We start from the raw sequence: 11,653 nt of genomic DNA, 5'->3' as shown, positions 1-11,653 counted from the left end.
TATAGTCAAGGAGGCTAACGATGTCTGAAAATAATAAAGTGAACCAGGAACAAAGCAAAGAGATATCTGAAAAAAACTATGATAACGAAAAAAACAATGAAAAAAGTGAAGTAGAAAAAGGATTGGATAAAACCCATAAGCAAGTAGAAAGTGGTTTAACCGATGGAACCATTGATAGAAATGAAGATGATGAAAAGGGTAAAACGAAGTAGTCGTTCTATTGTTGACGATAAGCAAACCCAAAAGCCGTGGTCCAGATGATACATTCTGACCGCGGCTTTTTATTTAGTTTGCAAACCTCCGGGCAGTGCGTACTCCAAAGCCGGCAGCCGGTAAAAACCACGAGTAAGATGATTGCGTTCATGGCTGTCAGAACCTGGGACCAATGGAATGCCAAGTTTATTCGCTTCCTTTATTATATCAGTACCGGGATAGCTTTTCTGGCAATACTGTTTAAAATAGCCAGAAGCATTGACATCGATTTCAAGCTTGTATTTTGCCATATTTCTTAATACTGTTTGTATCTCTTGTTTAAAAGACCGTTGAACGGGAAATCTCTGATGAAATTTTTCAATCAAAGTAATATGGCCGATTCTCCTCGGCTTAAAGGGCCCCAAGTCGGCTTTGACAGCTGAAAGAAGTGTTTGATAGTAATTTTCATAAACTGAATCAGTCGATCCAAATGCTTTTATTATATTGTTAAATTCCTCCGGACTATAGTCTAAACAAACATACTCGTCAGTAGGAGTCTGCAACATATGGACAGAAAGAATAGCATCTTCCAAATAACCTCCCCATTGATTCAGAAGTGCTGTAGTTTCTTGTTCATAGCCGATAAGGTAATCAACTTCAAAGCCGACAGTGACTTTTATCTGATTAGCGTATTTTGCCTTCAACCGTTCACCTTCTCTGAAATAATCTTCAGCTAAATCGGGGTTCATGCAGCTGTCCCCAGCTGGTGAAGGGTCATTAAAAGCTTTGGGCAATGGTGCATGTTCCGTAAAACTTATATATTGTAACCCTTTTTCAATAGCTGCAAGTACATAGTCTTCCATTTTATCGGTTGTGCCGTGTGGACAGAAGTTGGAATGAACATGAAAATCACCTTGTATGCGCATGAATATGCTAACCTCCTTATTTTTAACTGTACGTTACTATACTTTCTAACTTAAATAAATAACAATTTCTAATAGTTTAAATAGTTTTATATTTAAAAGCAACCCTGTTGACGGTAGTATATAATTATGCTAAGTTTTAAACAACAAAGTACTTTAATGTAGTAAAGTGGTAGAGTGATAAAGGATTATATAGAAGGTGAGTGTTCCTATGTTTTTACCAGCAGGAAGCCAAGACGAAACAGGACAGCAAATAAACAATCGGTTTCATGCATATGAAATCTTCGGCACAGTGACAAAAAGACGGAATTTCGAGGCAATTTCCACTCCAGTAGTGGAATATGCTGAAACGTTTACCAATCAGTATGCAGGAATGGCACTGCAGTCGATGCTTAAGTGGTTTAATCGTGAAGGTGAAATAGAAGTCCTGCGGCCAGATTGGACGACGGCGGTGGCCAGGGCTTTAGTCAACCAGCCCCCATCTCAATTAAAGTGGTGTTATCAGGGCTCGGTATATCGCAGTGATAAAGATGGGATGGAAAGCAGGCAAGCTGGAATAGAAATTGTTCATACGCCTGTTTTTTTAGGTGAAAGTGAGTGCCTGTTGACTGCAGTAAATTTTTTAAGAGAACTTAGTATCTCGGAGTATGTAATCGAATTGGGTCATACCGGGATTTTTGAAGAGCTGACAGCACCCTTACACTTAAGCCCTGCCCAATTAGAAAAATTAAGGCAAGCCATGCATGATAAACGAAAAGATGAGGTGCTTCACTTAGCTTCCGAGTCAGGTTCTGAACGGGCCGCTGAAGAGTTGACCAATTTAGTAGATGCCTTTGGGTCCCTGGAAGTTATTGAAGTCTATGAAAAACACTGGAAAAGCAACCATCGTCTTGTCGAGATAATCCAACACTTAAAAAAATTAGCTCAGCTTCTGTCCGATTGTGGGGTTGATGAAATATTGGTAGACCTTGGCAGAGTGAAAAACTTACCATATTACTGCGGCACGATGTTCAGAGGTTATTTAAAAGATAATGGAGCAACCTGTTTTTCCGGCGGCCGTTACGATAAATTATACGAACAATTTGATGAACAGATATCTGCTGTCGGTTTAGCATTTGACGTAGACGTTTTATCAGATAAACTGCCCTTTGGAAAAGAACAAGAAAAAATTTGCCTCGTTGCCTCCGAAGAAAGCCACGCTTATGCCGAAGAACTGCGGAAGAAATATACTGGCAGGATTGTTGATATTCGTTACGCACTTCATGACAGCGATAGGGCTGATTATGATCAAATTGTTGACGTTACAAAGCTCAATAAGGAAGATAAGGTGGTTGACAAATGAAACCGTGCATTGCATTAACAAAAGGTCGGCTTGAGAAACAGTTCCTAGAATATTTTCAGTCCCTGGGATTCGATATACAACCTCTGGTCAAAAAAGGAAGAAAGCTGCGCGTCGATACGGAAGATTTTCAGTTCGTTTTTGCCAAAGGGGTGGATGTCACTACTTACGTAGAGCACGGAATTGCAGATTTAGGGATTGTCGGGGAGGATGTTCTGACAGAATTCCAGCCGGACGTTTTCAATCTGCTGCCTCTTCCATTCGGGCAATGCCGCATGGCGCTTGCTGCTGAAGCAGGTGGGAAGTGGCCGGAACGAAAACGGAAGATTGCAAGCAAATATCCGAATATTACGAAAGAATTTTTCCGGTTGAAAGGTGAATCGGTAGATATCGTCAAATTGGAAGGATCAGTTGAACTAGCCCCGATACTTGGATTGGCGGATGGAATTGTCGATATTGTGGAAACCGGAACAACTTTAAAGGAGAATGGCTTGATCATTAAGGAAGAGTTTCACCAGTACACTGCCAGATGTATTGCCAATCGTTCTTCTTTGAAAATTAAAAAGGATTGTTTAACTCCTCTAATTGAAGCATTACAGAAAGGGGAAGCAGTAACATGATTCCTTATTATGATCTTGAACAATTTCGTAACTTATTTTTAAAACGGCGTAAAGGAAACCAATTGGACAATAAAATTCTAACTACCGCCCGGCAAGTAATTGACGATATACGCAGTAATGGCGACAAGGCATTGGCTGCTTATGTGAAAAGATTTGATGGTATCATTCCTGAATCATGGGAAGTAACTGAGCGGGAACGGGAGCAAGCGTGGAGCCAAGTGCCAAAAGAAGTGATTGAGTCACTGCAGGCAGCAGCAGGAAACATAAGAAATTTTCACAAAAAACAACTGCAAAATACTCGCTTTATGGATATGACAGAAGACGTTATCTCTGGCCAGTTATACCGCCCGATTGAACGGGTTGGTTTATATGTACCAGGTGGTACGGCCAGTTATCCATCTACCGTACTAATGAACGCAATTCCGGCAGCCTTGGCAGGGGTGAATCAGCTGTTCATGGCAACTCCTGTAAGGAATAGCCAGGAAATTTCACCCGTATTGGCAGTAGCTGCTGATATCGCAGGAGTGAATAAAATCTATAAAGTAGGCGGAATTCAGGCGATTGCAGCATTGGCATATGGTACCGAGTCGATTCCTTTTGTCGATAAGATAGTAGGCCCAGGCAACGCTTATGTTGCAGCAGCAAAATCTCTGGTATTCGGAGATGTTGGCATCGATATGATTGCTGGTCCATCTGAAGTTGCCATCATAGCAGATGATTATGCTATTCCATCCTATGTAGCAGCTGACTTAATTGCCCAGGCAGAACATGACGAAAATGCCCGTGCATTTCTGTTTACAACTTCTTCACAACTGGCTGAAGCTGTAGTCAAACAACTTAATGAGCAATGTTCCAGCCTGCCAAGGCGTAATATAGCTGAAAAATCCCTTGCAGATAAAGGTGCTGTAATAGTGGTCAAGGATATTGATGAAGCATTTGCTTTAGTTAACCAACTTGCTCCGGAGCATTTGGAAATTCAAACGAAGGAGCCATTGCAGTTGCTTTCAAAAGTGAAAAATGCAGGCTCGGTTTTTCTTGGTAATTATACGCCGGAAGCTTTAGGTGATTATTTTGCTGGCCCCAACCATGTTTTGCCTACATCCGGAACGGCCAGATTTTCATCTGGTTTATCTGTAGACGATTTTTTGACCAAAACTACCTTTCTATATTATTCATCTCAAGCCCTTGAATCGGCAGCAGGGCATATAACTAATATTGCAGAGGTTGAAAAACTGGAGGGTCACTCTCGAGCAGTAAAGCAACGTTTCCGAAAGGGTCAAAAAATAAATGAACGAAAGTGGGATGGCAATGAGAACAGCTAGCAAAACAAGAAAAACGAAGGAAACCGAAGTAGCAGCTGCCTGGAATCTCGATGACGGTGATCAAGTAGAGATAAAAACCGGAGTGGGTTTCTTTGATCATATGCTCGAGCTGCTGGCACGCCATGCCCGTCTTGGGTTAACGGTAAAAGCAAAAGGAGATTTACATATTGACAGCCATCATACGGTTGAAGACGTAGGAATTGTAATAGGCCAATTAATGAAGGAGGCCCTAGGTGATAAAACACAGATTAACCGATATGGCCAGGCCTATGTACCAATGGATGAAGCACTCGGATTTGTAGCACTGGATATTAGCGGACGTCCATTTTTAGTTTTTGAAGCTGAGTTTTCCAATCAGCGATTAGGAAACTTTGATACAGAGCTGGTCCGTGAATTCCTGCAAGCTTTTGCGTTTCAAGCAGGGATTACCCTCCATGCAAAAGTTCTTTACGGTGAAAATACCCATCATAAAATAGAAGCTATCTTTAAGGCGCTGGGCCGGTCGCTTGCTGAAGCAGTAACTATCAACCCCAGTATTAACGGAGTAAATTCAACAAAGGGGTTAATTGAATGATAGCCATCGTAGATTACGGAATGGGGAATGTAGCAAGTGTATCTACAGCCTTTAAGCGGCTAGGCTATGAAACCGCTATTACTGATGACAAACAAATGCTGCACAATGCCACGCATATTGTACTGCCAGGTGTAGGTTCCTTTCATGCTGCTATGGCGGAGATAGGGGGAAGAGATTTAAAAAAGACGCTGCAAAAGCTGTCAGAGACAAAACCTTTTCTTGGTATTTGCCTTGGCATGCAACTGCTATTCACGGAGGGTTTTGAAGGGGGATTTTCCCATGGTCTGGATATTCTGCCAGGTTCGGTAGAAAGAATGGAGACAGATTATATACTCCCCCATATCGGATGGAATGCTCTGGCAATACGCGGAGAGACAAATCCTTTTAAGCGCTTTGAAAACGAGCATGTTTACTTTGTCCATACATTTGCAGCCAACACGGAAGACAAATTTATAGCTGCAACAGCCGATTACGGAGTGAGTGTCCCAGCAATCGTAAAAAAAGATAATATCTATGGGATACAGTTTCATCCCGAAAAAAGCGGAGAAGTTGGTATACAAATCTTAAAGACCTTTCTTCAGGAGGAATTATAAATGGTAATTATTCCAGCAATAGATTTAATTGAGGGTAAGTGTGTCCGACTATACCAGGGTGATTTCAGTAAGTCTACAGAAGTCGGCAGCGATCCAGAGTCACAACTGGCCGAATTTATTCGTGATGGGGCAGAGTTGGTGCATGTTGTGGATTTGGATGGCGCCCGCAGCGGCGAATCCAGACAATATCAGTTAATCAAAAAGCTATGCAGCCAATCTACCGTTCCCATTGAAGTCGGGGGCGGTATCCGTTCAATGGAAACAGTCAAATTGTTAGTGGACGCTGGTGCTTCCCGGTTAGTTTTAGGGACATCAGCTATAGAGAATGAAACATTTTTAAAAGAGGCATTAAAACAATATGGCGACAAAATTGTAATAGGAATCGATGCAAAAAATGGAAAAGTGGCGACTAGAGGATGGGAAACTGTCTCTGATATTGATTATATCCAATTTGCCAAGAAGATGGAGCTGTACGGGGCACAGACTATTGTATTTACGGACATATCCAAAGATGGGACAATGACTGGGCCGAATATTACCGCCCTACAGGAAATTTCCGAAGCGGTTTCCTGCAGCATCGTTGCTTCAGGAGGTATTAGAGATAATACTGATATAGCAGCTTTGGAGAAGATAGGCATTCAAGAAGCTATCGTCGGTAAGGCGATCTACGATGGGAAGGTAAGATTGAAGGGGGCCGCCAAGTGATTGCCAAACGCGTGATTCCATGCCTCGATGTAAAAGATGGAAAGGTTGTTAAAGGCACTAATTTTGTATCGTTAAGAAAACTGGGAGATCCGGTTCAGATGGCCGCCGACTATTCGCGGGGAGGAGCGGATGAAATCATTTTTTTAGATATTTCTGCCACCAATGAAGGCCGGAATACCATGACAGATATCGTCAAAAAAACGGCGGAAACAGTCTTTGTCCCCTTTACGGTCGGGGGAGGGGTAAAAACAATCGATGATGTTAGCCGGCTGTTAAAAGCAGGGGCTGATAAAGTTGGCATTAATTCGGCGGCAGTGTCCAATCCTGAGTTGATTACGGAAGCCTCCGCCAGATTTGGGTCTCAATGCATTGTCATAGCTGTAGATGCCAAAAGGTATGCAGACGGATGGCACGTGATGACGCATGGCGGTACCATGGATACTGGTATCGATGCCTTACAATGGGTGAAAACAGCAGAACAAAAAGGGGCAGGAGAAATACTGTTGACAAGCGTCGATACTGATGGTGTCAAGCATGGGTTCGACCTTTCACTTACCAAGGCAGTTGTCGATGCAGTACGCATTCCTGTTATTGCTTCAGGGGGCTGTGGAAGCCCGGAGCACTTCACAGAGGTATACAAGCAAACCGGCGTATCTGCCGCATTAGCTGCCTCTATTTTTCACCAGGGCACTTTTTCGATAAAAGAAGTTAAACAAAGCTGTGCAGGACAAGGGGTGAATATTCGTGAACCTGGATTTTTCTAAAGGGTTGATACCCGCTGTAATCGTAGACGACCATACGAATGATGTATTGATGGTTGCTTATATGAACGAAGTGGCTTACCGGAAAACAATCGAAACTGGACAAACCTGGTTCTATTCCCGTTCCAGACAAAAGCTATGGAATAAGGGTGCATCGTCAGGAAATTATCAGACTGTTAAAAATATCTATATAGATTGTGATGGCGATACCCTGCTTATCAGGGTCGATCCGCAAGGACCTGCCTGCCATACGGGGAATAAAACTTGTTTTTTCCATCAATTAACCAGGGACGGAGATATTATACAGCTGGAAGAATCAACTGCCCATACTTCGGTTTTTGACAATGTTATGGCGGAAGTGGAGGAACGAAAAAAAGTACGCGTAGAAAATTCCTATACAAACTATTTATTTGACAAAGGGATTGACAAGATTGGAAAAAAAGTCATTGAGGAAGCTGGCGAAGTCGTCATTGCCGCTAAAAATAAAGACAAGCAGGAGATCATTAACGAACTGAGTGACTTGCTTTACCACAGTTTTGTTCTCATGGCAGATCAAAATGTGTCACTGGATGACATAAAGAGTGAGTTGAATAGACGGTTTTCAAAAAAAGGAAACAGCAAAGGCGATCGACCGCACATTAAAAACTGGTAATCAATCACGCTAGGTACATGTACTTAGCGTGTTTTTCCATTATGTTTCATTTACGCCATAGCCAAATAAGTGGAGCTTGCTAAGCAATATACTTCGCAACCGATGCTGGGTTAATAGTAAAATATAGGGACAGACATCTAATAACCAACCGCACAAGTGGGGAACAATCATTTAAGGGGTAGATGACTAACTAAACAAGGGGGGGATGGGCGATGGAGTTAAGACTAAGAAATGGAACACTTTTATGCCGAAAATATCAGATGTCTGATTTTTATCATATTCAAAAGCTCAATCGAGAAGAAAATTGGAACAGTTTAGTTTGGAATGAAAAAAAGACAAGAGATGCTTGGAATAATTCCCACGTGGCCTATGTAGTATTTGATGGTGATATTATGGCAGGTTATGTTAGAGGACTTACCGATACTGCTGTAACGTTATATATATGTGAATTGCTGATTGCTCGACCTTATCGCAGGTTAGGAGCAGGTACTGAACTGTTGAATTATGTACATCAGCAATTCCCGGATACGCGGATGGAAATGCTTGCCTCCAGTAATTCAGAGCAATACTATCATCAGTTAGGTTTCCGTCCTTTTTATGGATTCAGAAAAACACTCGAAGAGTAAATTAGTCAATATAGCAGAAAGGTGAATGACAATGAAGTTAAGTGTACTTGACCAGGCACCGATTTCCAGAGGGGATAAACCAGGAGAAGCATTAAATAATACAATCGCATTGGCAAAGGAAGCTGAAAAATTAGGCTATACAAGGTACTGGGTTGCAGAGCATCACAGTACGAGTGGCCTGGCCAGTACTTCCCCGGAAATTCTAATTGGGCAAATTGCAGCGAATACGGAAAAAATTCGAGTTGGTTCTGGCGGAGTATTGCTTCCACAATACAGTCCGCTCAAAGTAGCCGAAAATTTTAAGATGCTGGAAGCATTTTATCCAGGAAGAATTGATTTAGGTTTAGGCAGATCTCCTGGAGGCCCGCAAACGACAAGGTTGGCATTGACGGACGGCCATAAAAAGAGTTTAAGCTCCTTTCCCAGGCAAGCAGCAGATTTGCAAGGTTTCTTACACGATTCACTTCCGGCGGACCATCCATATAAAACCGTAAAAGCTGGACCACGTGTAGAAACAAGCCCGGATATTTGGATTCTTGGTTTGTCAGACAGAGGAGCAAAAAATGCGGCAAATTTAGGTGTAGGTTTTACTTATGGACATTTTATAAACCCTGCCAATGGCGAATCGGCACTGCAAACATATCGTGAACGATTCAAGCCATCTGCGACTTTCTCGCAACCTCAGACAAATGTCTGTATTTTTGTAGTTTGTGCAGAAACAGAAAAACAGGCCGAGGAATTGGCTCTTTCTCAGGATAAGTGGCTGTTGAATGTGGGCAATGGGAGGGATACGAAGGTTCCTTCTATAGCGGAAGCCAAAAAACATACCTATACACCTGAAGAGTTAAGCACGATTCGTAAAAATCGCCAGCGCAGCATTATTGGAACGCCGGATTTTGTCAAAAGCAGGCTGGAAGAACTTGCAGAAATATACCAAACCGAAGAATTTTTAATCATAACTAATATATATGACTTTAAAGCAAAATTAAATTCTTACCGGTTAATTACCCGGGAATTCGGATTTGCAGCGCCCGCCAACGGAAGAAACAATTAGATAAATTGGCGATAACATTATTATGTAAACTAAAATGAAATAAGCGTAAACTAGCGAACAGTTACTAAAATAAAAATGAAAAAGATCAAGCATCATTCATCTTGATCTTTTTGCAAGGGTTGATTTTATTTTCGCGTTTAACCCCACTTTTGTTCAATAAACTCGTCTCTGCCAGACTTGGCTCTGTCTTCTTCATATTCTTTCTTATTCTTTTTATGAAAATCCTGATGAAAATCCTCCGCTTGATAAAAAATACCGGCTGGCAGAATCTCTGTGACAATCGGTTTTGCAAATCTGCCACTTTCCGCAATTTGCTGCTTTGATTTCTCTGCCAGCTGTTTTTGTTCCTCTGTATGATAGAAAATAGCGGCCCGGTACTGGCTTCCGCGATCATGGAATTGTCCGCCGTCATCCGTAGGATCCACTTGGGGCCAATATATATTTAACAGCTGTTCATAACTAAAAAGCGCTGGATCGTAGCTAATTTGCACGACTTCATAATGGCCGGTTTCTCCCGTTTTCACCTGCTCATACGACGGGTTTTCAACTGTTCCTCCCATATATCCGGAAACAACCTGATCAATGCCATCAAATTCTTCAAAGGGCTTAACCATGCACCAGAAACACCCTCCGGCAAAAGTAGCCACTGCTGTATTCCTTCCCATGTCTTCCACCTTCTGTTCTTTTTTTGTAGGACTTACTATAACACAGAACAATTATTTCCTACAATTTAATTGTTTCCTTCTGGCAATCTAAGAATATACAAGTGAAATATGTTAAAATCAATCATGTCAGTTATTTATAAAACAAGGGAGTTATTATAATGAAACAACAACATAACGTTCTATTAGTAGATGGTATGGCCTTACTGTTCAGAGGGTTTTACGCGACTTCTTTTACAGGGAACTTCATGCTCAACAGCAAGGGGTCTCCTACAAATGGCATATTCGGCTTTTTAAAGTACTTTTTAAATGCAGTAGAAACTTTCCGGCCAAGCCACGTCATTTGTTGCTGGGATATGGGGAGCAAAACGTTTAGAAATGAACTGTACACTCCGTATAAAGCCAATAGAGGTGAACCACCGGTAGAGCTAATCCCGCAATTTGATATGATCAAGGAAGTCATGGATGCATTTGATGTCCCGAATGTGGGTACGGCAGGGTATGAAGCTGATGATTGTATCGGAACACTGGCCAGACAGTACAGCCAAAATCACCAGGTAACTATATTAACGGGCGACCAGGACATCTTACAGCTGGTAGATGAACGAATTTCTGTAGCGATTATGAAAAAAGGCCAGGGGAATTACGCACTATATCAGGGAGATACATTTATGGAAGAGAAAGGGATAACACCTTACCAGGTTATTGAATTAAAAGCGTTGATGGGCGATGCTTCCGATAATTATCCTGGGGTTAAGGGTATCGGCGAGAAAACCGCGCTTAAACTTTTAATGGAATATGGCTCCATCGAAGCTATTCTGGATAATTTAGACAAGCTTTCCAAGGGAATCAGAAATAAAATTGAACAAAATCTTGACATGCTGCACCTCTCCAGAAAGCTTGCCGAGATACATTGTGAAGTCCCGTTAGAATGTGCGCTAGAAGATGCGCTTTGGCAAGTCAATAAGGATTCAATCAAGAAAAAGTTCGAGGAATTGGAACTGCGGGGCTTATCTAAAATGCTTAGCCAAGTAGGATAATCCAAATAAGCCGAACATAGACAGGAGGGGATGCTGTGGAGGTAGGAAATCACCAGATATTCGGAAAAGTGATAGATTCACACACAAGATGCCGGCATTATCATTCATCTCAGGATATCATTGCCATAAAATTTGCCTGCTGTAAACAATATTATCCCTGCTACAAATGTCACCAGGAATCCACCGGCCATTCAGCGGAAGTGTGGGAGAAAACAGAATTTAATGAACGGGCAGTTTTGTGCGGCGCCTGCCATTATGAACTCACCATTACAGAATATTTATATACAGATTGCTGCCCATCCTGTAAGTCACCCTTTAATCCAGGGTGTAAAATCCATCACCATCTTTATTTTGGTCGGTAATGGATAAAAGTGCATTTTCCGACCAATCTATAGTTGGAGGTGGTAAGGATGGCAAAAGAAAAGAAGCGTGACAGAGGGCAAGCTGCGCCTAGTGTCAATCCGCAGGGATTAACAGAGGACGCGGCGGATCACCGGCCGCATTCTGACCTTGAAGAAAAAGCCAAGAAGAGTAATACGAGGCGGTAACAAAGAGGTTCGACAAAAAGGATAGCGGTCAAAGCAAAATCG

Annotated in this window: 16 protein-coding genes; 14 read left to right on the top strand and 2 right to left on the bottom strand. The window is 42.0% G+C overall.

Annotated elements, in window-relative coordinates; translation table 11 throughout:
• Positions 1 to 20: 20 nt before the first annotated feature.
• Positions 21 to 212, top strand: coding sequence for a YozQ family protein (locus tag BLR93_RS01445; protein ID WP_093210500.1), 192 nt, complete (start codon positions 21 to 23; stop codon positions 210 to 212).
• Positions 213 to 281: 69 nt separating this feature from the next.
• Here the strand turns inward: BLR93_RS01445 and hisJ are convergent, their stop codons facing one another.
• Positions 282 to 1,118: a histidinol-phosphatase HisJ gene (gene hisJ, locus BLR93_RS01440; RefSeq protein WP_093210498.1), complete on the bottom strand. Its 837-nt coding sequence runs from the start codon at positions 1,116 to 1,118 to the stop codon at positions 282 to 284.
• A 208-nt stretch (positions 1,119 to 1,326) separates the two neighbouring features.
• Between hisJ and BLR93_RS01435 the strand changes: the two genes are divergently transcribed.
• The 10 genes from BLR93_RS01435 (at position 1,327) to BLR93_RS01390 (ending at position 9,361) form a co-directional block, all read left to right on the top strand.
• Complete coding sequence (locus BLR93_RS01435; protein ID WP_093210496.1) at positions 1,327 to 2,457, top strand: ATP phosphoribosyltransferase regulatory subunit; 1,131 nt, start codon at positions 1,327 to 1,329, stop codon at positions 2,455 to 2,457.
• On the top strand, positions 2,454 to 3,074 hold the full coding sequence (hisG, locus tag BLR93_RS01430; protein ID WP_093210494.1) for an ATP phosphoribosyltransferase: 621 nt from the start codon (positions 2,454 to 2,456) through the stop codon (positions 3,072 to 3,074). The genes BLR93_RS01435 and hisG overlap by 4 nt, the downstream gene beginning before the upstream one ends.
• On the top strand, positions 3,071 to 4,396 hold the full coding sequence (hisD, locus tag BLR93_RS01425; RefSeq protein WP_093210492.1) for a histidinol dehydrogenase: 1,326 nt from the start codon (positions 3,071 to 3,073) through the stop codon (positions 4,394 to 4,396). The genes hisG and hisD overlap by 4 nt, the downstream gene beginning before the upstream one ends.
• A complete protein-coding gene (gene hisB, locus BLR93_RS01420; RefSeq protein ID WP_093210491.1) occupies positions 4,383 to 4,970 on the top strand; it encodes an imidazoleglycerol-phosphate dehydratase HisB in 588 nt (195 codons plus the stop codon). Before hisD ends, hisB begins: the two co-directional genes overlap by 14 nt.
• Positions 4,967 to 5,563 carry an imidazole glycerol phosphate synthase subunit HisH gene (gene hisH / locus BLR93_RS01415; RefSeq protein ID WP_093210490.1) on the top strand — a complete coding sequence of 199 codons (597 nt, stop codon included), beginning with the start codon at positions 4,967 to 4,969 and terminating at the stop codon, positions 5,561 to 5,563. Before hisB ends, hisH begins: the two co-directional genes overlap by 4 nt.
• Entirely contained in the window at positions 5,564 to 6,268 is a 705-nt protein-coding gene (gene hisA / locus BLR93_RS01410) for a 1-(5-phosphoribosyl)-5-[(5-phosphoribosylamino)methylideneamino]imidazole-4-carboxamide isomerase (RefSeq protein ID WP_093210489.1), read from the top strand.
• Positions 6,265 to 7,032 (top strand): imidazole glycerol phosphate synthase subunit HisF, encoded by a 768-nt coding sequence (gene hisF / locus BLR93_RS01405; protein ID WP_093210488.1) that lies wholly within the window; start codon positions 6,265 to 6,267, stop codon positions 7,030 to 7,032. Before hisA ends, hisF begins: the two co-directional genes overlap by 4 nt.
• Positions 7,013 to 7,681 carry a bifunctional phosphoribosyl-AMP cyclohydrolase/phosphoribosyl-ATP diphosphatase HisIE gene (hisIE, locus tag BLR93_RS01400; protein WP_093210487.1) on the top strand — a complete coding sequence of 223 codons (669 nt, stop codon included), beginning with the start codon at positions 7,013 to 7,015 and terminating at the stop codon, positions 7,679 to 7,681. The genes hisF and hisIE overlap by 20 nt, the downstream gene beginning before the upstream one ends.
• A 212-nt stretch (positions 7,682 to 7,893) precedes the next feature.
• Entirely contained in the window at positions 7,894 to 8,307 is a 414-nt protein-coding gene (locus tag BLR93_RS01395; protein WP_093210486.1) for a GNAT family N-acetyltransferase, read from the top strand.
• Between the two features lie 31 nt (positions 8,308 to 8,338).
• A complete protein-coding gene (locus tag BLR93_RS01390) occupies positions 8,339 to 9,361 on the top strand; it encodes an LLM class flavin-dependent oxidoreductase (RefSeq protein ID WP_093210485.1) in 1,023 nt (340 codons plus the stop codon).
• Between the two features lie 137 nt (positions 9,362 to 9,498).
• Here BLR93_RS01390 and msrA read toward each other — a convergent pair whose 3' ends face one another.
• Positions 9,499 to 10,026, bottom strand: a complete 528-nt coding sequence (gene msrA, locus BLR93_RS01385; protein ID WP_093210484.1) for a peptide-methionine (S)-S-oxide reductase MsrA — start codon at positions 10,024 to 10,026, stop codon at positions 9,499 to 9,501.
• Between the two features lie 158 nt (positions 10,027 to 10,184).
• Between msrA and BLR93_RS01380 the strand changes: the two genes are divergently transcribed.
• The 3 genes from BLR93_RS01380 to BLR93_RS17855 are packed head-to-tail and all read left to right on the top strand — an operon-like array spanning position 10,185 to position 11,611.
• On the top strand, positions 10,185 to 11,063 hold the full coding sequence (locus BLR93_RS01380) for a 5'-3' exonuclease (RefSeq protein WP_093210483.1): 879 nt from the start codon (positions 10,185 to 10,187) through the stop codon (positions 11,061 to 11,063).
• A gap of 35 nt (positions 11,064 to 11,098) precedes the next feature.
• Positions 11,099 to 11,425 carry a CHY zinc finger protein gene (locus BLR93_RS01375; protein ID WP_093210482.1) on the top strand — a complete coding sequence of 109 codons (327 nt, stop codon included), beginning with the start codon at positions 11,099 to 11,101 and terminating at the stop codon, positions 11,423 to 11,425.
• Between the two features lie 48 nt (positions 11,426 to 11,473).
• Positions 11,474 to 11,611, top strand: coding sequence for a hypothetical protein (locus BLR93_RS17855; protein WP_175559209.1), 138 nt, complete (start codon positions 11,474 to 11,476; stop codon positions 11,609 to 11,611).
• Positions 11,612 to 11,653 lie beyond the last annotated feature (42 nt).

The sequence above is a fragment of the Sediminibacillus albus genome (assembly GCF_900101125.1).
Classification (GTDB): domain Bacteria; phylum Bacillota; class Bacilli; order Bacillales; family Amphibacillaceae; genus Sediminibacillus; species Sediminibacillus albus.
Note: the sequence above shows the minus strand (reverse complement) of the source record. Positions and strands in the feature narration are given on the sequence as shown.

Excerpts from the sequence above, each read along its gene's own strand:
- BLR93_RS17855 (WP_175559209.1), top strand. The coding sequence starts at position 11,474 with ATGGCAAAAGAAAAGAAGCGTGACAGAGGGCAAGCTGCGCCTAGTGTC.
- hisA (WP_093210489.1), top strand. The coding sequence starts at position 5,564 with ATGGTAATTATTCCAGCAATAGATTTAATTGAGGGTAAGTGTGTCCGA.
- BLR93_RS01395 (WP_093210486.1), top strand. The coding sequence starts at position 7,894 with ATGGAGTTAAGACTAAGAAATGGAACACTTTTATGCCGAAAATATCAG.
- BLR93_RS01380 (WP_093210483.1), top strand. The coding sequence starts at position 10,185 with ATGAAACAACAACATAACGTTCTATTAGTAGATGGTATGGCCTTACTG.
- hisH (WP_093210490.1), top strand. The coding sequence starts at position 4,967 with ATGATAGCCATCGTAGATTACGGAATGGGGAATGTAGCAAGTGTATCT.
- BLR93_RS01390 (WP_093210485.1), top strand. The coding sequence starts at position 8,339 with ATGAAGTTAAGTGTACTTGACCAGGCACCGATTTCCAGAGGGGATAAA.
- BLR93_RS01445 (WP_093210500.1), top strand. The coding sequence starts at position 21 with ATGTCTGAAAATAATAAAGTGAACCAGGAACAAAGCAAAGAGATATCT.
- hisD (WP_093210492.1), top strand. The coding sequence starts at position 3,071 with ATGATTCCTTATTATGATCTTGAACAATTTCGTAACTTATTTTTAAAA.
- hisJ (WP_093210498.1), bottom strand. The coding sequence starts at position 1,118 with ATGCGCATACAAGGTGATTTTCATGTTCATTCCAACTTCTGTCCACAC.
- BLR93_RS01435 (WP_093210496.1), top strand. The coding sequence starts at position 1,327 with ATGTTTTTACCAGCAGGAAGCCAAGACGAAACAGGACAGCAAATAAAC.
- hisG (WP_093210494.1), top strand. The coding sequence starts at position 2,454 with ATGAAACCGTGCATTGCATTAACAAAAGGTCGGCTTGAGAAACAGTTC.
- hisB (WP_093210491.1), top strand. The coding sequence starts at position 4,383 with ATGAGAACAGCTAGCAAAACAAGAAAAACGAAGGAAACCGAAGTAGCA.
- msrA (WP_093210484.1), bottom strand. The coding sequence starts at position 10,026 with ATGGGAAGGAATACAGCAGTGGCTACTTTTGCCGGAGGGTGTTTCTGG.